General features: G+C 56.7%; 21 protein-coding genes. 8 read left to right on the forward strand and 13 right to left on the reverse strand.

The features are described from left to right. Positions 1-41 precede the first annotated feature (41 nt). The 11 genes from atpA to mioC all read right to left on the reverse strand — a co-directional run bounded on the left by atpA (position 42) and on the right by mioC (position 9,581). Entirely contained in the window at positions 42-1,583 is a 1,542-nt protein-coding gene (atpA, locus tag AB5Z05_RS12480; RefSeq protein ID WP_005339342.1) for a F0F1 ATP synthase subunit alpha, read from the reverse strand. 15 nt (positions 1,584-1,598) lie between these two features. After that, positions 1,599-2,132 (reverse strand): F0F1 ATP synthase subunit delta, encoded by a 534-nt coding sequence (gene atpH, locus AB5Z05_RS12485; RefSeq protein ID WP_005339341.1) that lies wholly within the window; start codon positions 2,130-2,132, stop codon positions 1,599-1,601. 13 nt (positions 2,133-2,145) lie between these two features. Next, positions 2,146-2,616 carry a F0F1 ATP synthase subunit B gene (gene atpF / locus AB5Z05_RS12490; RefSeq protein WP_005339336.1) on the reverse strand — a complete coding sequence of 157 codons (471 nt, stop codon included), beginning with the start codon at positions 2,614-2,616 and terminating at the stop codon, positions 2,146-2,148. Between the two features lie 54 nt (positions 2,617-2,670). Beyond that, entirely contained in the window at positions 2,671-2,913 is a 243-nt protein-coding gene (gene atpE / locus AB5Z05_RS12495) for a F0F1 ATP synthase subunit C (protein ID WP_005307205.1), read from the reverse strand. A 58-nt stretch (positions 2,914-2,971) separates the two neighbouring features. Then, entirely contained in the window at positions 2,972-3,754 is a 783-nt protein-coding gene (gene atpB, locus AB5Z05_RS12500; RefSeq protein ID WP_005339335.1) for a F0F1 ATP synthase subunit A, read from the reverse strand. A gap of 8 nt (positions 3,755-3,762) precedes the next feature. Continuing rightward, entirely contained in the window at positions 3,763-4,173 is a 411-nt protein-coding gene (locus AB5Z05_RS12505) for an ATP synthase subunit I (protein WP_019445506.1), read from the reverse strand. 190 nt (positions 4,174-4,363) lie between these two features. After that, positions 4,364-5,272, reverse strand: a complete 909-nt coding sequence (locus tag AB5Z05_RS12510; protein ID WP_005342343.1) for a ParB/RepB/Spo0J family partition protein — start codon at positions 5,270-5,272, stop codon at positions 4,364-4,366. Continuing rightward, entirely contained in the window at positions 5,269-6,072 is an 804-nt protein-coding gene (locus tag AB5Z05_RS12515) for a ParA family protein (RefSeq protein ID WP_005357226.1), read from the reverse strand. Before AB5Z05_RS12515 ends, AB5Z05_RS12510 begins: the two co-directional genes overlap by 4 nt. Before the next feature lie 26 nt (positions 6,073-6,098). Then, entirely contained in the window at positions 6,099-6,725 is a 627-nt protein-coding gene (gene rsmG / locus AB5Z05_RS12520; RefSeq protein WP_031227633.1) for a 16S rRNA (guanine(527)-N(7))-methyltransferase RsmG, read from the reverse strand. An 8-nt stretch (positions 6,726-6,733) separates the two neighbouring features. Beyond that, on the reverse strand, positions 6,734-8,623 hold the full coding sequence (gene mnmG / locus AB5Z05_RS12525; protein WP_058056584.1) for a tRNA uridine-5-carboxymethylaminomethyl(34) synthesis enzyme MnmG: 1,890 nt from the start codon (positions 8,621-8,623) through the stop codon (positions 6,734-6,736). Between the two features lie 508 nt (positions 8,624-9,131). Next, positions 9,132-9,581 (reverse strand): FMN-binding protein MioC, encoded by a 450-nt coding sequence (gene mioC / locus AB5Z05_RS12530; protein WP_168769980.1) that lies wholly within the window; start codon positions 9,579-9,581, stop codon positions 9,132-9,134. A 396-nt stretch (positions 9,582-9,977) separates the two neighbouring features. Here mioC and AB5Z05_RS12535 point away from each other — a divergent pair, with 396 nt between their 5' ends. The 7 genes from AB5Z05_RS12535 to AB5Z05_RS12565 all read left to right on the forward strand — a co-directional run bounded on the left by AB5Z05_RS12535 (position 9,978) and on the right by AB5Z05_RS12565 (position 18,794). Beyond that, on the forward strand, positions 9,978-12,074 hold the full coding sequence (locus AB5Z05_RS12535; protein WP_368151717.1) for a TonB-dependent siderophore receptor: 2,097 nt from the start codon (positions 9,978-9,980) through the stop codon (positions 12,072-12,074). Between the two features lie 79 nt (positions 12,075-12,153). After that, a complete protein-coding gene (locus tag AB5Z05_RS12540; RefSeq protein WP_368151719.1) occupies positions 12,154-13,800 on the forward strand; it encodes a multidrug ABC transporter permease/ATP-binding protein in 1,647 nt (548 codons plus the stop codon). Positions 13,801-13,846: 46 nt separating this feature from the next. Next, on the forward strand, positions 13,847-14,611 hold the full coding sequence (locus AB5Z05_RS12545) for an ATP-binding cassette domain-containing protein (RefSeq protein ID WP_128834583.1): 765 nt from the start codon (positions 13,847-13,849) through the stop codon (positions 14,609-14,611). 33 nt (positions 14,612-14,644) lie between these two features. Continuing rightward, the gene (locus AB5Z05_RS12550; protein WP_128836553.1) at positions 14,645-15,529 is read left to right on the forward strand and encodes an ABC transporter substrate-binding protein; all 885 of its coding nucleotides are present in this window, start codon (positions 14,645-14,647) and stop codon (positions 15,527-15,529) included. Further along, positions 15,526-17,508: a Fe(3+)-hydroxamate ABC transporter permease FhuB gene (fhuB, locus tag AB5Z05_RS12555; RefSeq protein WP_368151721.1), complete on the forward strand. Its 1,983-nt coding sequence runs from the start codon at positions 15,526-15,528 to the stop codon at positions 17,506-17,508. Before AB5Z05_RS12550 ends, fhuB begins: the two co-directional genes overlap by 4 nt. Positions 17,509-18,102: 594 nt before the next feature. Further along, on the forward strand, positions 18,103-18,279 hold the full coding sequence (locus AB5Z05_RS12560) for a hypothetical protein (RefSeq protein ID WP_368151723.1): 177 nt from the start codon (positions 18,103-18,105) through the stop codon (positions 18,277-18,279). A 65-nt stretch (positions 18,280-18,344) separates the two neighbouring features. Continuing rightward, a complete protein-coding gene (locus tag AB5Z05_RS12565) occupies positions 18,345-18,794 on the forward strand; it encodes a hypothetical protein (RefSeq protein ID WP_368151725.1) in 450 nt (149 codons plus the stop codon). A 55-nt stretch (positions 18,795-18,849) separates the two neighbouring features. On the opposite strand, the gene AB5Z05_RS12570 is transcribed toward AB5Z05_RS12565, so the two are convergent. Continuing rightward, positions 18,850-20,169: a type II toxin-antitoxin system HipA family toxin gene (locus AB5Z05_RS12570; RefSeq protein ID WP_368151727.1), complete on the reverse strand. Its 1,320-nt coding sequence runs from the start codon at positions 20,167-20,169 to the stop codon at positions 18,850-18,852. After that, on the reverse strand, positions 20,169-20,423 hold the full coding sequence (locus AB5Z05_RS12575) for a helix-turn-helix domain-containing protein (RefSeq protein WP_017410478.1): 255 nt from the start codon (positions 20,421-20,423) through the stop codon (positions 20,169-20,171). Before AB5Z05_RS12575 ends, AB5Z05_RS12570 begins: the two co-directional genes overlap by 1 nt. 538 nt (positions 20,424-20,961) lie before the next feature. Here AB5Z05_RS12575 and AB5Z05_RS12580 point away from each other — a divergent pair. Next, a complete protein-coding gene (locus tag AB5Z05_RS12580; protein WP_368151729.1) occupies positions 20,962-21,585 on the forward strand; it encodes a recombinase family protein in 624 nt (207 codons plus the stop codon). Positions 21,586-21,732: the final 147 nt, after the last annotated feature.

The following is a 21,732-nucleotide window of genomic DNA, read 5'->3' on the forward strand; positions in this document are numbered from 1 at the left end:
CTTACTCTCCATCAAGTGGCAGCTTGCGCTGCCACACACGCTTACCAGGTCTGGGTTGCTTTGAAGCTATCCAGCAACGCAGTCAGCTTGCCAACGATCGCGTCGTTGTAGTCGGCTTTGGCATTGATTTCAGCCATCAGCTCGGCATGCTGGGTATTGGCGTAAGAGAGCAGAGCGGCTTCGAAGTCGACGATTTTGTTCAGCTCGACATCGGAGAGATAGCCTTTCTCGGCGGCGAACAGCACCAGAGACTGGTGAGCCACGCTCAGCGGAGAGTACTGCTTCTGCTTCATCAGCTCGGTCACTTTCACACCGTGATCCAGCTGCTTGCGAGTCGCCTCGTCCAGATCGGAAGAGAACTGGGCGAATGCCGCCAGTTCGCGATACTGGGCCAGCGCGGTACGGATACCACCGGACAGCTTCTTGACGATCTTGGTCTGAGCAGCGCCACCTACACGGGATACAGAGATACCCGGGTCAACCGCCGGACGAATACCGGAGTTGAACAGCTGTGAAGTCAGGAAGATCTGACCATCGGTGATGGAGATCACGTTGGTCGGAACGAACGCAGACACGTCACCCGCCTGGGTTTCGATGATTGGCAGCGCGGTCAGAGAGCCGGTCTTGCCTTTCACTTCACCCTTGGTGAACTTCTCTACGTACTCGGCGTTAACGCGAGCAGCACGCTCCAGCAGACGGGAGTGCAGATAGAAAACGTCACCCGGGTAAGCTTCACGTCCTGGCGGACGGCGCAGCAGCAGGGAGATCTGGCGATAAGCTACGGCCTGCTTGGACAGGTCATCATAGATGATCAGCGCGTCTTCACCGCGGTCACGGAAGTACTCACCCATGGAGCAACCGGCATACGGAGCCAGGTACTGCAGAGCAGCCGCTTCGGAGGCAGAGGCAACCACCACGATGGTGTTGGCCAGGGCACCGTGCTCTTCCAGCTTGCGCACTACGTTGGCGATGGTGGAGGCCTTCTGGCCAATCGCAACGTAGACACACTTAATGCCGGAATCTTTCTGGTTGATGATGGTGTCGATCGCGATGGCGGTCTTACCAACCTGACGGTCACCGATTATCAGCTCACGCTGGCCACGACCGATAGGGATCATGGCATCGATGGCTTTCAGACCGGTCTGGACCGGCTGGTCAACAGACTTACGCTCGATAACGCCCGGTGCGATCACTTCGATCGGCGAGAAGCCATCGTTGTCGATCGGACCTTTACCGTCGATCGGCTGACCCAGGGTGTTCAACACCCGGCCCAACAGACCACGACCTACCGGCACTTCCAGAATACGGCCAGTACCTTTTACTTTCATTCCTTCTGACAGACCGTCATAGGAACCCATAATCACCGCACCAACGGAGTCACGCTCCAGGTTCAATGCCAGAGCGTAGCGGTTGCCCGGCAGCTCGATCATCTCACCCTGCATGGCATCAGCCAGGCCGTGAATACGAATGATACCGTCGCTCACAGAGACGATAGTACCTTCGTTACGCGCTTCGCTCTTTACATCAAACTGCGCAATGCGCTGCTTGATCAGCTCGGCGATTTCAGTGGAATTCAGTTGCATGCTCTAATACCCCAATCAAGATTGCAGCGCGTCAGCCATGCGATCCAGCTTACCGCGGACTGTGCCGTCGATTACCAGATCACCGGCCTTGATGAGCACCCCGGCCATCAAGGACGCATCGATGCTGCAATTCAGCTTCACTTTGCGCGCGAGACGTTGTTCCAGAGAAGCCTGAATATTGGCTTTCTGCTGGTCGGTCAGTTCGATCGCCGAAATCACGTCAGCCTGAACCTCTTTATCCAGTTCAGCTTTGAACGCTACAAATTCAGCAACGACCGCCGGCAGCACACCCAAGCGACCATTCTCGGCCATCACCCGGATCAGGTTCTGGCCATGCACGTCGAGTTGCTCACCGCAGACACCGACAAACAGCGTTGCCAGCTCTTCGGCGGCCACAGAGCCGTTTACCAGGTTGTGCATGGTCTCGTTTTCCACTACTTGCGCAGCGAAACCGAGCATACCCAGCCACTGGTCAACCGCCTTGTGCTCAACGGCAAACTCGAAAGCAGCCTTGGCGTAGGGGCGAGCGATTGTAGTCAGTTCAGACATAGCCCCGTTCCCGTTACAGTTCTGCTACCAGTTTGTCGACGATGTCGCTGTTGGCAGCCTGGTCGATTTGACGCGCCAGGATCTTCTCTGCACCAGCAATGGCAAGAGCAGCAACCTGCTTACGCAGTTCTTCTTTGGCACGATGACGTTCAGCTTCGATCTCGGCACGGCCCTGAGCCAGGATTTTTTCCCGCTCGGATTGGGCACCAGCGGCAGCTTCATCAATGATCTGGGCTTTACGTTTGTTAGCCTGCTCAATGATTTCAGCAGCCTGCAGCTTGGCTTCTTTCAGCTGATCGGTGGCGTTGGCCTTGGCCAAATCCAGATCTTTCTTGGCACGTTCGGCAGAAGAGAGACCGTCAGCAATAGCTTTCTGACGGGCTTCGATGGCTGCAATCAGCGGCGGCCATACGTACTTCATGCAAAACACTACGAAGAAGAAAAAAGCAATTGCTTGGCCGAGGAGGGTGGCATTGATATTCACAGCCGATGTCCTCTTAAGTTAGTTAATGGGTTATGCCTGGAGAGTCGTAACGACTTAGCCAGCAACCGCAAACATCACGTACAGACCCAGACCAACGGCGATCATCGGGATCGCATCCACCAGACCCATTACGATGAAGAACTGGGTACGCAGAACAGGGATCAGATCCGGTTGACGAGCAGCACCTTCCAGGAACTTGCCACCCAGGATACCGATACCGATGGAAGCGCCGATAGCAGCCAGACCCATCATCATTGCAGCAGCGATGTACAGCAGGTCCATGTTCAAGTTTTCCATGAGGATCTCCAGTTATTTAGATGTAATTGATTGTATAAAAAGGATTATTTGAGTTGCATCAACCATGGTCTTCCTGCGCCATCGACAGATAGACGATGGTCAGAACCATGAAAATGAATGCCTGCAAAGTGATGATCAGGATGTGGAAAATTGCCCAAGGCACGGACAGGATCCACTGTGACCACCAGGGTAACAAACCAGCAATCAGGATAAAGATCAGTTCGCCAGCATACATGTTGCCGAACAGTCGAAGACCCAGAGAAACAGGTTTGGAAATCAGCGTAACAGTTTCCAGGATGAGGTTAACCGGGATGGCCGCCGGGTGGTTGAAAGGCTGAAGCGTCAGCTCCTTCACAAACCCGCCGATACCCTTGACCTTGATGCTGTAATACAGGATCAAGAAGAACACGCCCAAAGCCATGGACATGGTGATGTTAACGTCAGCAGAGGGAACCACACGCAGATAGGGAATACCCATCAATTGTGCAGCGTGAGGGATAAAGTCAACGGGGATCAGATCCATGAAGTTCATCAGGAAGATCCACACAAACACCGTCAGCCCCAAAGGTGCGATGACCTTGTTGCGACCGTGAAAGATGTCTTTGACGTTACCATTCACAAACTCGACCAGCATCTCCACAAAGCACTGCAGCTTACCCGGCACCCCGCTGGTAGCGTTAACGGCTACTTTGCGGAACAGCAGGATAAACAGGGCGCCTAGCACGACGGAAAATACCATTGAGTCGATATTGACCGTCCAGAACCCGGACCCGACTTGAAGGTGGGTCAGGTGGTGGGAGATATATCCCTGAGGAGTCAGGACTTCTCCGGTTGCAGACATGAGTTTTCCTAATAGTGGTTGTTAAGCGTGAATGAAACCATCCACTGTACAACGAGGGCGAGGATATAAGTGGCGAAAAACGAGACGGTAACGACCTCGACTCCCGCACCAAACATCAGGGCGAATAGACCTGTTGTAGAAATGAGCTTAATCCCTGCCCCACCATAAAAGTCCCGCAAAACCAAGCCCACACTCTCGGTTGTCACCTTGCGGCGCAGCACCCAGACAGTAAACAAGGCTTGAGGAACCCAGTACATCCCCCCTCCATAGAGGGCGGAATAACCGGCGCTGGCACCAGTCAGGTAAAACCAGACGGCACTCATCGCCAGGATCAGGATGAGCTGACAAACGAGCATAACCAAGGCCAGTGTCAAACCTTCCAAGGCTATTTTCTGCTTCACCAACCTACCCCTGAACATTACAGAACTGTAAAAAATCGGGATCCGAAGACCCCATGTTAACAGCTCTTAAAGCCGGTCAAATTATACCCTTGAGGGCAGCTATTGCAATATGACAAAAATCCTTAATTTTTGCGGCTTTCCGCGGCAAATCAGGGTTATGGTCATATCAAAAGGAATGGATGTTTTATTACTACAAAAAGCGTAAAAATCACGATTCCGACACGCCAAAATAGCCCAATATACGGTCCAAATCGGACAAATTCTCGTAACTTATTACTAACTTCCCGCTATCCCGCTTGCCAGGCTGAAGTTGCACCTGATTGCCAATTTTTTCTGCCAGTTGGCGCTCCAGGTAGCCGATCTGCGGATCACGGGCCGGTTCGACCCTGGCTTTTGCCGGTTCGAGCGCTTTTTGCACCAGCTTCTCGGTATCGCGCACGGTCAGCCCTTTCTGGGCAACCAGCTTGGCAAGTTCGGACTGGGCCTGGCCGCTCAGAGCCAGCAGGGCACGGGCATGGCCCATGTCGAGGTCGCCGTGCTCGACGAAACGCTTCACATCGTCGTTGAGCTGGTTGAGACGCAACAGGTTGGTCACAGTGGTGCGGGACTTGCCCACCGCCTCGGCCACTTGCTGGTGGGTGAGTTCGAATTCGGTCAGCAGTCTTTGTAAAGCGACCGCCTCTTCGATGGCATTGAGGTCTTCCCGCTGAATATTCTCAATCAGCGCGATGGCGACGGCAGCCTCGTCGGGTACATCCTTGACGATACAGGGCACCACCTCAAGCCGCGCCAGCTGGGACGCGCGCCAGCGCCGCTCACCGGCAATGATTTCGAAGGATTGTTCGCCGAGAGGGCGTACCACGATGGGCTGGATCACCCCTTGGGCACGGATGGAGTTGGCAAGCTCTTCCAGTGCATCCTGGGACATATCCTTGCGGGGCTGGTACTTGCCGGACTGCAACCACTCCACCGGCAGCTTGCGCAGCTCGCCCTGATTGGTGGGGGCCATGGCTTCCTCAGTACGTTGATCGCTCATCACCTGTTTCTGGCGGGCAGCCGTGCTGGTACTGAGCAGGGCATCCAGCCCCTTGCCCAGTCCACGTTTTTTCGGAGTCATATGCTCTCTCGGTCTGCGATGGTCGCCTGACGTTCCTGCTCCTGGCGGCGCAGGATCTCGCCAGCCAGTGCCAGGTAGGCCTTGGCGCCCACCGATGATTTGTCATAGTGCATGGCCGGGGCACCGAAACTCGGGGCCTCAGCCAGTCTAACGTTGCGGGGAATGATGGTGCGGTAGACTTTGTCGCCAAAGTGCTGTTTTAGCTGATCGGACACATCATTGGCCAGCCGGTTGCGATGATCGAACATGGTGCGCAGCACCCCTTCGATCTTGAGCTCCGGATTGACCACTGCGGCCAGCTTGCTGATGGTGTCGACCAGGGCGGTGAGCCCCTCCAGCGCGTAATATTCGCACTGCATGGGCACCAGCACGGAGTCGGCGGCGGCCATGGCGTTCACGGTCAGCATGTTGAGAGAGGGCGGGCAGTCGATGAAGACGTAGTCGTATTTGTCCCGCACCGAGGCCAACGCATTGCGCAGGCGGATTTCGCGGGCGAAAAATTCCATCAGACGGATTTCGGCCGCGGTCACGTCGGCGTTGGCGGCAATCAGGTGATACCCCCCGGTGGTTTCGGGGATGATCACTTCGCTGATGGGGGCATCCTCGATCAGCAGCTCATAGGCGGTGCGCTCGACGTCATACTTGTCAACACCGCTGCCCATGGTGGCATTGCCCTGCGGATCCAGATCGATCACCAGCACCTTGCGCCGGGTGGCAGCCATGGAGGCGGCCAGATTCACACAGGTGGTGGTTTTACCTACTCCACCCTTCTGGTTGGCTATGGCGATGACTTTTCCCACACGATCCCCTAAATGAAACTGCGACCCTATTCGGGCTGGATATGTTTGAATTCCAGCAGATGACGTTCGCCTTCCAGCTCCGGCACCCGCAACTCATGACAGGCTACCAGACGGATATTGGCAGGCAACTGGGCAAGCTCCTGCTCGGGATATTGTCCCTTGAGCGCCAGGAAGCTGCCCTGTTCTGACGGCAGGTGGTGACACCAGCTCAGCATGTCCTCCAGCGAGGCAAATGCCCGACTCAGTACACCATCAAATCCCACCTCAGGTTGATACTCTTCAACCCGGGATTTGACCGGCGTCACATTGGTCAGACCCAGCTCCTGGATCACCTGACGGATGAAGTTGATCCGCTTGCCCAGACTGTCGAGCAGGACGAACTGCTTGTCCGGATTGATGATCGCCAGCGGCAATCCCGGCAGGCCGGGACCGGTCCCCACGTCGATGAAGCGCTCACCGTGCAAGTGGGGGCTTACCACCAGGCTATCGAGGATATGCTTGACCAGCATGGCGTCCGGATCTCGCACCGAGGTGAGATTGTAAGCCTTGTTCCACTTGTGCAGCAACTCGACCAACTGCACCAGTTGGCTCTTTTGGGTATCGGTGATAACAATTTCGGCCTGCTTGAGCAGGCCGTTCAATCTTTCCAACATGGGATTCCTCAGGCGGTTTTACGCAGCAGGCCGTGTTTTTTCAGGTGAACCAGCAGGATGGAGATGGCCGCCGGGGTGATGCCGGAGATGCGGGAAGCCTGACCAATGGTCTGCGGCTTGGCATCGTTCAGCTTGGCTTTCACCTCGTTGGAGAGGCCGTTCACCTCGCGATAGTCCAGATCCAGCGGCAGCAGGGTGTTCTCGTTGCGCAGCTGCTTTTCCACTTCATCGTGTTGACGCTCGATGTAACCGGCGTACTTGATCTGGATCTCAACCTGTTCGGCCGCGGCAGGATCGGTCACGGAAGGACCGACACCTTCGATGGCCATCAGCGCATCATAGGTCACCTCGGGACGACGCAACAGCTCTTCCAGACTCTGTTCGCGGGTCAGCGGGGTGTTGACCAGGGCGTTGACCGCTTCCAGTGACGGATGTTGCGGGTGGATCCAGGTTGAACGCATGCGCTGACGCTCCAGCTCGACCTGTTCCATCTTGGCGTTGAATTTGCTCCAGCGCTCGTCATCCACCAGACCCAGCTCGCGACCAATGGCTGTCAGGCGGATATCGGCGTTGTCTTCACGCAGCAGCAGGCGATATTCGGCGCGGCTGGTGAACATGCGGTAAGGCTCGCGGGTCCCCAGGGTGGAGAGATCATCCATCATCACGCCCATGTAGGCCTGATCCCGACGCGGGTTCCAGGGATCCTTGTCCTGGGCACGCAAGGCCGCGTTCAAACCGGCCATCAGGCCTTGTGCCGCTGCCTCTTCGTAACCGGTCGTGCCGTTGATCTGGCCGGCGAAGAACAGGTTTGGAATGCACTTGCTCTCCATGTTGGCCTTGAGATCCCGCGGATCGAAGAAATCATATTCGATGGCATAGCCGGGGCGGGTGATGTGGGCGTTCTCGAAGCCGCGCACAGAACGGACGATCTGCACCTGCACGTCAAACGGCAGGCTGGTGGATATCCCGTTCGGATAGAGTTCGTGGGTGGTCAGGCCTTCCGGCTCGACGAAGATCTGGTGCGCCGTCTTGTCGGCGAAACGGGTGATCTTGTCTTCGATCGACGGGCAGTAGCGAGGGCCGATCCCCTCGATCACCCCGGCGTACATGGGGCTGCGATCCAGGTTATTGCGGATCACTTCGTGGGTACGCTCGTTGGTGTGGGTGACGTAGCATGGCACCTGACGGGGATGCTGGCTGGCATCGCCAATAAACGAGAAGACCGGACGAGGATCGTCGCCGTGCTGTTCCTGCATGACGGAGAAATCGACGCTGCGGGCATCGATGCGCGGCGGGGTGCCCGTCTTGAGACGATCGATGCGCAGCGGCAGTTCGCGCAGGCGCTGGGCCAGGGCGATCGAGGGAGGATCCCCGGCACGGCCGCCCTTGTAGTTTTCCATCCCTATGTGGATCAACCCGTTCAGGAAGGTACCGACCGTCAGCACCACAGTTTTGCCGCTGATGCGGATCCCGCTCTGGGTGACCACACCGGCAACACGATCCCCGTCCATGATCAGATCGTCACAAGCCTGCTGGAAGATCTTCAGGTTCGGGTAGTTCTCCAGCATCTGGCGAACGACGGCCTTGTAGAGCAGGCGATCCGCCTGGGCACGAGTGGCTCGCACCGCCGGGCCCTTGGAGGAGTTGAGGGTGCGGAACTGGATCCCGCCAAGATCGATGGCACGCGCCATGATCCCGCCGAGTGCGTCAACTTCCCTGACCAGGTGTCCCTTGCCGATCCCGCCGATCGCCGGATTACAGGACATGTGTCCCAGCGTATCGATATTGTGGGTCAGCAACAGGGTGTTCATGCCCATACGGGCTGCCGCTGTTGCTGCTTCGGTTCCGGCATGACCGCCACCGACGACGATCACATCAAATTGTTCATGATATTGCATTGGGATCACCTTGATCTGCACGCCTGAAGATCTTTATTTGCCTGGGCTAAAGGGCGGAACATTCTATCTGTTTCGCGTCCTGAGGGGAACGTCTACTTAACGTTCAGTATGAAGGGAGGATCCACTAATTAGATCTTAAGGATCTTTAGATCGATCTTTTACTGGATCTCTTATTAGGATCCGCCCTTTCTGTTGATAAGCACTTTTTGATCATAAAGATCATTAATTTAAGGACGATCCTAGCTTGTGGAAAAGCTTGGATCCTGGCTCGGTGAACGAGGGGATAACCAGGACTTTTATACACAGAGGTCTGTCGGTCTGGATCTAATACATGGATAACTATAGGTTTTGCAGAGCTTTACACCGTAGTTATGCACATTACCCCTGGGCGTTGTGGGTAACCTTGTAGAACAACTCCCCCGGATCAATCTGTTAATAACATGGTGGATAGTCGATCTGGGGATAAATGGGGAGATCAAGCTTTTTTTCAGGATCTCCCGTACGCTGATCAGGCGATCATCGTCATCCAGTCGCGGATCCACACTTCTGCGGCATCTTCGGGGATCTCGTGTTGGGTCACATCAATGTCGAGCCGCTCGCCGATCCGGCAGGCACCGCACTCGGCCAGCAGCCGATCCAGCGTCTTGCCACCCTGGCAAAAGGTGTCATAACTGCTGTCACCAAGGGCGATCACGCCATATTTCAATGAATTAAGATCCGGATGCTGCTCTGCAAGATCCTTGGCGAAGGGGTGCAGGTTGTCGGGCACATCCCCGGCACCATGGGTGGAAGTGACCACCAGCAGGATGGATCCCACATCATCCAGCACCTCTGCCAGCTTGGCCGGGTTGTGGATCCGGGTCTGGTGGCCAGCCTGTTCCAGCAGGTTGGCGACGTGGTCTGCGACATATTCGGCGGCGCCCAGCATGGAGCCGACGACGAGATTGATTTTGGCCATGGAATGGATCCTGATTTCAGACAAAGAAACGGAAAGCCGGATTCTACCGCCAAAGGGTGTGGATAAATATGGATAAAGCTTGGGGATAATGGATCCAGTCAGATAATGCCACCGGATCCATCCTGCCGATCTTTTTTCTGCTTCTTTATATTCCTCTCCATTTTCTTCTCCGCTAATAGCTCTCCTGATGGCTCCCATCTCCCGCGAAATCCTGCCAACGATGCAGCTAGATAACAATGTAGATGCAAATGATTAGCAATTATTGAATCGATTCGATCACGGCTCCTGTAGTAGGATTGCGCTGCTTTATTCGCCCATGGAACAGGGTGATGTCGTGACAAACGACCACAAATAACAATTAAAACAACATAACTCATTGATAAACGAGACTTTAATATGATTGCGCAAAAATACACTACAGGACCCGGCAAGAAGGGCGCCTTCGGCGTGCTTTCGCTCTCCGGTTTGCTCGTCTCCCTGCCGCTGATGGCCGAACAAACCACAGCTGAACTGCCCAAAGCCAGCGAAACCATGGTGGTGACCGGTACGGCCATGAAGGTGGAAGTGCCGATGGCTGAGACCCCTCGCGCCGTCTCCGTGGTTAATAGCGAAGAACTGGATCAGCACGCCGTGTTGCAGCTGGATGAAGCGATTCGCTACCGTTCAGGCGTATTGACTGGCCTCTATGGCTCAGACAACAACACCGACTGGTTCAAGGTGCGTGGCTTCGATGCCGCCTCTTATCTGGATGGCAACCGCTTGTTTGGCACCGGCTACTACGTCTGGACGCCGGAACCGTTCGGTCTGGATAGTGTGGAAGTGCTGAAGGGGCCAGCCTCGATCCTTTACGGTGAGGCGCCTCCGGGCGGGGTGATCAATGCCATCAGCAAGCGACCGACCGCCACGCCGCAAGGGCAGGTGGATCTGCAGCTTGGCAGCCGGGATCATCGTCAGGTCGGGGTGGACGTCTCTGACGCGCTCTCCGACAACAGCCGTTACCGCATGGTTGCTCTCTATAAAGAGCGTGATGGGGTGCTTACCGGTACTTACAACGATCGGGTTTATCTGGCGCCGAGCGTCACCTTCGATCTTTCGGATCGTACCAGCCTGACCCTGCTGGCCAGCTTCCTGCACGACGAAGGGGTCCCGACCAACGGCTTTTTCCCGGTCTATGGCACCCTGAATACGTCAGGTGGCCAGATTGATCCCTCCACCAACCTGAGCCAGCCGGATTACGATCGCAACCGCAATACCCAGATCTCCACCGGTTATGAGCTGGCCCACCAGCTCAACCAGACCTGGGAGTTCAAGCAGAACGTCCGCTTCAACTACAACGATCTGCTGCTGCGCCAGACCTATATCTTCCCGACCTATGAAGGCACAACCGCCAGTCGTGGTCTGGTTTACCGCGATGGCAATACCAAGAGTGCCACCATGGATAACCAGATGGTGGGTTACTGGAACACCGACAGCACGGAGCAGACCTTGCTGCTGGGGGTGGATCTGCAGCGTCACGTCAATGAAGGGGTCGAGGCCGACAACTACGGTATGGGCTCCATCAATACCATGAACCCGGATTACAGCGGCTTCCCCGGTTTTGACGAGTCGACCGCCACTCACCAGAAGAGCTCCAAGGGCCAGAGCGGCCTCTATGCCCAGCACCAGATCCGCTGGGACGATCGCTGGTTGCTGACTGGCGGTGGCCGTTTTGACTATGTGGAGACCCACAACACCAATACCAGCAAGGACGAGCGCCAGTACGATCACGAGCTCTCCCTCTCGGGCAGCCTGATGTATCTGGCTGACAACGGCCTCTCTCCCTACTTTGCCTATGCCGAGTCGTTCGAAGTGCTGCCGGGGATCGATCCCAACACCCGAAACTCCTACAAGCCGCTCAAGGGCAAGCTCTACGAGACCGGCGTGAAGTATGCGCCTGCCTTCCTCGACGGTTACATCAATCTGGCGCTGTTCGATCTGGCCCAGACCAACTCGCTGGTCTCTACCGGTTCCGGCCAGCAGACCCAGGCGGGTGAAGTGACCTCTCAGGGGATTGAGCTGGAAGGGAGCGTGCAGGTAACAGATGCGCTGCGTCTGACCGCTGCTTATACCTACACCGATGCCAAAACCAACGACACCGGCAGTGGCGATCGCCGTGCCAGCCTGATCCCGCGCCACCAGGCCTCCTTCTGGGGTAACTACAAGGTGCAGCAAGGGGTGGCTTCGGGTCTGGAGCTGGGGACCGGTGTGCGTTATATCGGTTCCAGCGTGGGTATTGGCGCCGTGAATGCGGACTATACCCCCATCTACGGCTCTGCCGAGGTGCCGGCCCATACCGTCTGGGATGCGATGATCGGGTATGACTTTGCCAAGAACTGGCGTGCCCAGCTCAACGTCAACAACCTGCTGGGTGAAACCTACGTGGCCAGTTGTGACTACTACTGCTACTACGGCGAGCCGCGCAGCGTAGTGGGCAGCATCAACTACCGCTGGTAATCGAAGTCGGGTGGGAACCGGGTTCCCGCCCTTCTTTTCACCCGCAGTTGTTCTGATCTCTCTGGAATACCGGTCCGTTATGGAACTCTTGTCTCTGGTTTATCGCCAATATCGTTGGCCCTTTATCACCATTACTCTGCTCAGTCTGCTCAGTGCCGTCAGCGGGATTGGCGTCATTGCTTTTATCAATCAGTCTCTTATCGAATCTATAGGTGATCCGCTGCCGATCCTCGGTCAGCTGGTCGGCCTGATTGTGCTGCTGCTGGTGATCACACTCGGATCTCAGCTGGCCCTGACCACTCTCGGTCACCATTTTGTCTACCGGTTGCGTGGACGCCTGCTCAAGCAGTTGCTGGATACCGATGTCGCCCGCATCCGCCAGATTGGTCAGGGGCCGCTACTGGCCTCCCTCTCCAGCGATATCGGCCAAATCACCATCGCCTTCGTGCGCCTGCCGGAGCTGGTGCAGGGGCTGGTACTCACGTTGGGTTCTGCCCTTTACCTCGGCTGGCTCTCTCCGGCCCTGCTCGGGGTGACCGCGCTCTGGGTCACCGTCACCATGGTGGTGGGCTGGCTGCTGGTGAACCGTGTTTATCGCCATCTCTCCCACATGCGTCAGGCCGAAGATCGGCTCTATCAGAACTATCAGGCCATCATCGCCGGCAGCAAGGAGCTGGCGCTCAACCGCGAGCGGGCTCACTTCGTTTACCACCAGCTCTATGAGCAAAATGCCCGTGACTACCGCCAGCAGATCATCCGCGCCGACACCTATCACCTGAGCGCGGTGAACTGGTCGAATATCATGATGCTGGGGGCCATCGGTCTGGTCTTCTTTCTGGCCAACGGCCTTGGCTGGGCCAACACCAATGTGGCCGCCACCTTCGCCCTGACCCTGCTGTTCCTGCGCACCCCGCTGTTGCAGGGGATTGGCGCCCTGCCGACCCTGCTTGCCGCTCAGGTGGCGTTCGACAAGATCGCCGCCCTCAATCTGGCCGAGCCGGATGCGGACTTCCCGCTGCCGCCCGCCATCCGACCCTGGCAGCGTATCGAGCTGGAGCAGGTGAGCTTTCACTATCAGGGGGAGGGCGGCTTTGCCGTTGGCCCCATTGATCTGGTCATCGAAAAGGGGGAGCAGATCTTCATCATCGGTGGCAATGGCTCCGGCAAGTCGACCCTGGCCATGCTGCTGACCGGCCTTTACCAGCCGGTATCGGGCCGGATCCTGTTGGATGGTGAACCCGTCACCGATCGCAACGGCTATCTGGCGCTCTTCTCCGCCATCTTCACCGATTATCACCTGTTCCAGCACCTGCTGGGGCCGGAACCCAAGGATGAGCTGGTGGCCGAGTGGCTGGAGCGGTTGCAGATGGGCAGCAAGCTCACCATCGAGGATGGCTTTATCGCCGATATCGAACTCTCTCAGGGGCAGCGCAAGCGGGTCGCCCTGCTGCTGGCGCTGGCCGAGCAGCGCGAGGTGATGCTGTTTGACGAGTGGGCTGCGGATCAGGATCCCCAGTTCCGCCGCATCTTCTATCAGGTGCTGCTGCCGCGCCTCAAGGAGATGGGCAAGACGGTGATTGCCATCAGTCACGACGATCACTACTTCCCGCTGGCCGATCGCCTGCTGGAGATGCGCCAGGGCCAGCTCACCGAGCTGACCGGGGCACGCCGCGCCGAAGTGAGCCGCGATGCGATCGCCCATCTGGATTGCGAGGTGCCGGCTTGATGCCGGCACCGATGAGACTGGCGGCAAGCCAGCACAGGAATTGCTTATGTTCGAGATGAAATCAGCCAGCTTCACGGTCAATGATCGCACGCTGCTGTACCCCACCGACCTGCGTTTCGAGCAGGGACAGGTCTATGGCCTCATCGGCCACAATGGGTCGGGCAAATCGACCCTGCTCAAGCTGCTGGCACGCCAGCAACCCCTCAGCGACGGCGAGATCCTGTTCGATGGCAAGCCGCTGCCCGACTGGGGCAATCGGGAGTTTGCCCGTCAGGTGGCCTATCTGCCCCAGCATTTGCCGAGCGCCGAGAATCTGCTCGGGAGGGAGCTGGTGGAGATGGGCCGCTACCCCTGGCGCGGCCTGCTGGGCCGGATGGGGGCGGAGGATCACCGTCAGGTCGATCGGGCCATCGCCCTTACCCATACCGAACGCTTTGCCGATCGGCTGGTGGATACCCTCTCCGGCGGCGAGCGGGGGCGGGTCTGGCTGGCGATGCTGCTGGCGCAGGAGAGCCGCTTCATCCTGCTGGACGAGCCGCTGGCCGCGCTGGATGTGGCCCATCAGGTGGAGGTGCTCACGCTCGTCAAGCAGTTGAGCCGTCAGCTAAACCTCGGGGTCATCATCGTCATTCACGACATCAATATGGCCTCCCGCTTCTGTGATCGGCTGGTGGCGCTCCACTCCGGCCGCCTGCTCACCCACGGCGAACCTGAGGGGATCATGACCAGCGAGACCCTGCACGCCATCTATGGCATCCCGATGGAGGTCATTCGCCACCCGGCCCATGCCCATCCCATCGCCATCGTCTGACCGGGGGCTCTCTTGAACCGTTTATTTAAGAAAATGGCACCCTGCCTTATCAGCCTGCTGTTACCACTTGTGGCGCAGGCCGAAACATCCCCGATCGCCTCTGCACCGCTACCCCGTATCGCCACCGTCGACTGGACCATAGCCGAAACCCTGCTGGCACTCGGGGTGACTCCGCTGGCGGTGGGGGATGCTGGTCCCTATCAGGCCTGGGTCGGCGAGCCACGGCTACCTGCCGGAGTGGTGGATATCGGCCTGCGTACCCAGCCCAACCGTGAGCTGCTGGCGGAGCTCAAACTCGATCGCATCCTCATCTCGCCGCTGGCGGCCCCGCTGGCGCCAACTCTTTCCCGCATCGCGCCGGTGAGCACCATCGCCCTCTATGATGGGCAAACCGATCTGTGGCAGCGGCTGCACGAGGTGACCCTGACCCTCGCCCGTATAGTGGGCAAAACCGCCGAGGGCGAACGGCTGCTGGCCGGGCTGGATCGGGATCTTGCCAGTATGCAGGCCAGATTGCCTGCGGATTTGCCGCCCCTGCTGGTGGTGCAGTTTATCGATGAGCGCCATGTGCGGGTGTTTGGTCGCCACAGCCTGTTCGATGCGGTGATGACGCGCCTCGGGCTGCGTAATGGCTGGCAGGAGCAGACCAATGACTGGGGTTTCTCGGTGGTCAGCATCGAGCAGTTCATGACCTTGCCAACCGCGCGGCTGGTGGTGGTCGATCCCATTCCGGTCGGGGTGAGTGAACGGCTGCAGGAGCCTGGGCTGTGGCAGCATCTGCCACTGGTACGGCAGGCGCCCGTGCTGCATCTGCCTGCGGTCTGGAGTTTTGGCGGCGTATTGGCCGCCCGCCGTTTCGCCGGTCTGCTCAGCGATGCATTGCTGCAAGATGCCGAGCGTATGGAGGCTAGCCGATGAAGCGACTGCTCACATCGCCGCTGCTGCGGCCGGTCTCGATCCTGCTGGGGTTGATCCTCTTGCTCGCGTATTGGGAGCTGGCTCGCCAGCTGCCCGGTGCGCTCTGGTGGCAGAGCCTCTTCGCCCCCAATCTGGATGATGTCAGCCAAGCGGTGGTGCATTTCAGCTGGCTACCCCGCTTGGCTGTCACCCTGTTGGCCGGGGCGGCTCTCGGGCTGGCGGGTACCCTGATGCAGCAGGTGCTGCGCAACCCGCTCGCGTCACCGACCACCTTGGGGGTGGCCTCCGGTGCCCAACTGGCGTTGATGATGGTGACCCTGTTTGCCCCCTCCTGGTTGCTGTTGGGACGGGAGTGGATCGCCATGGCCGGTGGCTGCCTCGCGATGGCACTGGTGTTTGCCCTGGCCTGGCGTCGTCAGCTCAATCCGGTGGTCATCGTCTTTGCCGGGCTGGTGATCAACCTCTATCTGGCGGCCATCAGCATGGGGCTCTTGCTGTTCTTTCAGGAGGAGCTGAAAGGTTTGCTGGTGTGGGGCAGTGGCTCGCTAGTGCAGAATAGCTGGAGCGGGGTGAGTTACCTGTTGCCCCGCCTGCTGGCAGCTGCGGTGCTGGCCGTTGTGCTGGTACGCCCGCTGGCGGTGCTGGAGCTAGATGATGCCAGCGCCCGCAGTCTGGGGGTCTCCCTGCAGCATCTGCGTTTTGCCGGACTGGGGCTGGCGGTGTTTGTCACCGCTTGCGTGGTGAGCGTGGTGGGGCTGATCGGCTTTATCGGGCTGGCGGCGCCCGCCATGGTGCGGCTGCTCGGGATCCGCCAGCTTGGCCAGCGCCTGTTGTGGGCACCGATCCTCGGCGCCCTGCTGCTGGCGGCGACCGATCTGCTGCTGCAGAGTCTGAGCCGCTTCTGGCCAGTCTTGATCCCCACTGGCGCCATGACAGCCATGCTGGGGGCTCCGCTGCTGCTCTGGCTGATCCCGCGCCTTGGCATCAAGTCGGGTACGCCAAAGGCAAACGCCGGCCTGCTGGTGGCCCGCCATCCGGCACCGGCTCGCCTTATCGGCCTGTTGCTGGTCGGGCTGTTGCTGGCCATGGTCGCCTCCCTGCTGTTGGGTCAGGGAGTGACGGGCTGGAGTTGGCCGAGCTGGCTCCGCTGGCAGGCCCAGCTGGAGTGGCGACTGCCGCGCACTCTGGCGGCGGGGGCGGCTGGCGTGCTGCTGGCGCTGGCGGGCACCCTGTTGCAGCGGGTCAGCAACAACCCGATGGCGAGTCCGGAGCTGCTGGGGGTGAGCGGCGGCACCTTTATGGGAGTGATTACCACAGCGCTGCTGCTGCCCGCGTTGCCTCTGCCGCTGATGCTGGCCGGTGGCCTGCTCGGTGCGTTTGGCTGCCTGCTGCTGCTGGTGGTGGTCAATCGCAAGCACGGCTTCCAGCCGGAGCGGATCCTGCTCTCAGGTATCGCCATCACCGCACTGTTTGAGCCGCTGCAGGCCATCGCGCTGGCCAACGGCGACATGCGGGTGCAGCAACTGCTCTCCTGGATGTCCGGCTCCACCTATTACGTCACCCTGCCGGTGGCCTATGGGCTGGTGGGACTGGCACTGTTGATGCTGGCCGCCTGCCTGCTTGTCAGCCGCTGGCTCGATCTGTTGCCGATGGGGGGGGCGATGGCGACCGCGCTGGGCATTCGCCTCAACCGTGCCCAGCTCGCCATCCTGCTGGTGGTGGCCGTGCTCACTGCCAGCGCCACCCTGGTGGTGGGGCCGCTCTCCTTCGTCGGCCTGTTGGCGCCACACATGGCCAAGCTGATGGGGTTGGTGCGGGCACGCTGGCACCTGCTTGGGGCCGCCGCTTCCGGCTCCCTGTTGATGGTATCGGCTGACTGGGTCGGTCAGCAGATCCTCTTCCCGCAGGAGGTGCCGGTCGGGCTGGTCTCCACCCTGTTAGGGGGCGCTTACTTCATGTGGTGCCTGCGCCGCCTCTAGGTTCGCGGACAAAAAACGCACAACAAAAAGCCCGGGATGAGCCCGGGCTTTTTATTGTTTGCCGAACCGGCTTACTTGCCGATGCAGAATGTAAAGAGTTCTTTTTCTTCAATAAGTTAGTGACTTATCGGGGGCGAGTCGGGGTAAAACGAATCAAATCAATACATTGAGAGGTTGATCACAGTAACCGCCCTTGTCATGCAAGTTTTGCTGAGAGCTATCCCCAATTGTTCTGTGATTTATCCCAGTCCATTGTCCGCCTTCCTGAACGCCCAGCCACCATAAGCAATGCTATATCTTCATCGAATATGGTGGGTTTAGAAATACCACCGGTTTATGGCCGATTTGTTCATCAGATGGCTAACACACCTTGTTGCCTCAAGGCGTATGCATCGTTTTCTAAGGCTCTATGGAGTATCAGATGATACTTCCATATGGGAGGTAAGTTAAATTGAGAATCATTAACATTAGTTGGTGAAGAAACCGCAAAGATCGTTTCACTTATTAGGTGCTGTTGTTATAATCAAAACAGGCCTAGTGTTTGTTCTAAAAATGAGCACTAGAACTGTGAAAATGAGAAAAGAGGCACTAGCCATGAAACGCACTAAAGATATGAACCAACAGCAATTTTTTGCTGAAGTGGTGAAAATTCAAAGTGCTGTACCTGGTGTTGAAGTTAAAGGTTCCACCAGAGAAGAGCGTATTGCTCATATGAAAGCCATTTTTGCTGCTGCTCGTGCTGAAGCGAGTGGCGCTGTTTTGTCCGTTTGACTCCAAGCATGTAAGCCAGTTACTCTCTTTGTTCCATTGTCTCTAAAAATGGTTCCGCCTCGCCCATGAGCATACAAGTAAAACGAGTATCAAAGGTTCTTTTGAGTCCGCTTTTTGAGGCTCTAAGTCAAGAGTTTGGGTATGAGGTCAAAGAGTATCTCGACGATGTTGATGGCCTGATGACTCTATGGAGTGATAACGGTGCCGTCGAGATATATCGAGATAAGGCTGATCGAACTTATGGGAGAGCGAAGCCATCTGACGAAGGTGCAGAGTCAGGTACCATTCCATATCTGATGGGGCTTTATCATGTAAGGCTACTTGGTAATGGCGATAATGATCCGCTTGTCATCATTGACTTCCAACCAGTAGAAGGTACAGATGATACGGTTACATTGCGGTTTATCATTGACCATGACCAGATGTTTGGGAAGGTAACAGACAAGCGCTTTCCGGATCGACTTAAAGAGATTAAGAAGAGAGTTGACGAAGCTATCACGCGGAGTAAACCCTAGTGGGCCCCTTTTGGGGCCTTTTGTTTGGTCTTAAAATAGCTTCAATCGATAAAGTTTATGTCTGAACGATTTCCAATCGAGTAGATCTAGACTTTAGCCCATCCAGAATCGAGTCCGCAATCTGGGCGGGAAATGTATCTGGTAACTGCTGACGGACGGCCGAGATCACTTCATCCAGACTACTGGCCATTTCGTTCAGGATCATTTCCATTTGCCCCTTTTCAAATCCAACCGCTTTGGCAGTCTGATAGAAATGGCGAGGAAATATCTGCTCTATCGCATATTTCTTGCCCTTAGTCGCAGTTAGGCCCATGGCCAGCTTTGCATCGCGTGGGTGTAGACCTCGGCCGCCAAACACTGGATAGACAGATAGAATGTCGTAAAAAGGGGTCAGGCGAAAACGCCCTTCCGGTTCAATAAAGACCGAGAAGTTCTTTGCATGGCCATCGGTGGCCGCTAGCAGCCAGAACAGGACCTGAGATTTCATGAACAGGTAGCGATCCTGTTCTGGTGTCGCAGAGCCCAGCAAGGTTTTCATGATGTCAGTGATCCCCGGTCCTCCATGGCTCTCGTATTTCCGTGCTGACGGAACATTCAATACCTGACAGAAATCTTCTTGGGGAAGGCGCATGATCCAACTGCGATCGGCAGCGTAACGTCTGTCGAAGCGTTCCACAGCCAGTGCTTTGACCTGGCCAACCTGCATCATGAAGCAGTGAGGTACGGGTAGACCAAACTCCTTGGCAATCAGAGTGCAGAGATATTCGTTTTCTACGCTCTGGGAGAGGTCTATAGAGTAGGAGTGGCTTTCAATCTTGCCAATAGGGAGTTTGATAATGTGGGTTGTCGGCGTTGCGTTGAGTGGCAAGTACCAACGGCCATCGATATAGAGCAGCGCAGTCTTTTCTTGCGCCCCGGCGATAGAGATCCGGAACTCCTCTTGCTCCCTGACCATCCCCAAAGGGATTCCTGATTTGTAGCTGGTCAGGATCTGCTCGAGCTCGTCATCGGAAAGTGCCTTGTAGTCGATTCGCCTGACATCTGGAACATCGTGCCCTTCGGTAACCAGCTGTAATGCCCCTACGCTATCCTGGCCAATGCAACTGAGCAGATCGAAGGGCTGGGTTGATGCCGCTTGATAGCGTGCTACAACCCTGTTTCTCACCTCCGTATTATCTGGCAGCAGGTTGTCGAAGAAGTTATAGGCTTCATCGCCCCGGTAGGTCTGATGGCGCAATGGCATGGAGAGTGAGATCGGACGGCTGCCCGGTTGTGCTAGCCATGACTCATGGTACTGAAACTGATGGGCGCCGCTGGTAGTTTTGGTGAATGTGCCTACCCGATAGCCGTTCATATAGACAGCCAGATTGGCCATTACCACTCCTCCTTCCAGCCCGATGCCGGACTCTCGGATGACTCATTGCGGGGTTTGATATCCACTGACAACTCGAGTGCCGCGAGGATCTTGAACAGGGTCTCCAGCTTGGTGGACTCAGGGTTGAGCTCGAAGCTGGAGACTGTGTCTTGCCTAATCCCTACTTTCTCGGCCACTTTGCCTTGAGAGAGCTTTTGAGAAAGCCTGGCATCCTTGATACAGGCGCTCAGCTGCTTGGCGCTGGTTACTTTCATGATTCGACAACCTGGTAGCGTGCCTTCTTCCAATTTACACGCTATGACAGGTATATCAATATTTACCTGCTATAGAGGGTAAGTATAATTTACACGCCGTAGGCGGTATTTAACATTTATCCCCTATAGCGGGTAAGAGAACAGCAGACGGGGAGATTACCAAGCCATGGGGTAAAGAACTGCCGCGCTGCGCTTGGCTGCTGGCTTGTTCGGTGAGTCGAAAAGATGACTCACCTCAAAGCCCAGCTTCTGTAGATTTCCTCCTTTGGCATCCCATTCAGCAGATCAGGAATAGTGAGCAACGTCGCTTAAATACTCAAATACAACTCAAAAGCGACTTTGTGATGACGGATCACACTTAAAGTTTGTGCTGTCAGATCAAAAGGCTATCGAAAGGTTGTGTTTCGATCGTCATGTGGTGGTTCTAAAAAGGTATACCCCATAAAAACCACTTGATACCCTCTCGAAAATCATATTGAAACCACTTATATTGAACCAATAATTAGGAACCACTTTAAACAGACTGATGGGGGTTTCAATGTTCATACGGGCGTATTTACGTGCATCGACTGTGGAACAGGATGCTGAGCGGGCACGAGAGCTGCTGATTGGTTTTGCTGCTGAGCATGGCCATCAGATTGCCAGTTTCTATGTGGAGAATGAGTCGGGGGCGACGTTGGACAGGCCTGAGCTTATGAGACTGATCCGCGACGCAGCAGATCATGACATTGTGCTGGTAGAGCAGATTGATCGTCTGGCCCGTCTCAATCAGACAGATTGGCAAACACTGAAGCAGTTGTTGGCCCAGAAACAGCTCTCCATCGTTTCTCCTGAACTTCCGACTTCCTGGGTGGCATTACAGGGGGACGGCCGCTCCGAGTTCACCAGCGCAATCTTGCAGGCTGTAAATGGCATGCTGCTGGATATGCTGGCAGCCGTCGCTCGCAAAGACTACGAAGATCGCCGACGCAGGCAACAGCAGGGTATTGCCAAGGCCAGGGATGAGGGGAAATATCGCGGTCGCCAGAAAGATGAAAAGAAGCGTCAGCACATCGCACAGTTGTTGAGCACCGGACACAGCTACTCGGTGATCCAGGAAATGTTGGGCTGCTCCCGCCATCTGATTTCGTGCGTGGCAAAAGAGGTCCGTTCAGTAAAATAGCGAGTCATTTATCCGAGGTACCCATGCGACGCTTCTCGATATACAGCCATGCAGCAAAGGCGCCAAAGCCTATCAGGAATGAAAACAGGAGGATCAGGATGACGATGCTGTTCATGGTGATGGCCTCAGGTGTAGCGGATAAATGAT

Source organism: Aeromonas sp. R2-4 (assembly GCF_040908365.1).
Classification (GTDB): domain Bacteria; phylum Pseudomonadota; class Gammaproteobacteria; order Enterobacterales; family Aeromonadaceae; genus Aeromonas; species Aeromonas veronii.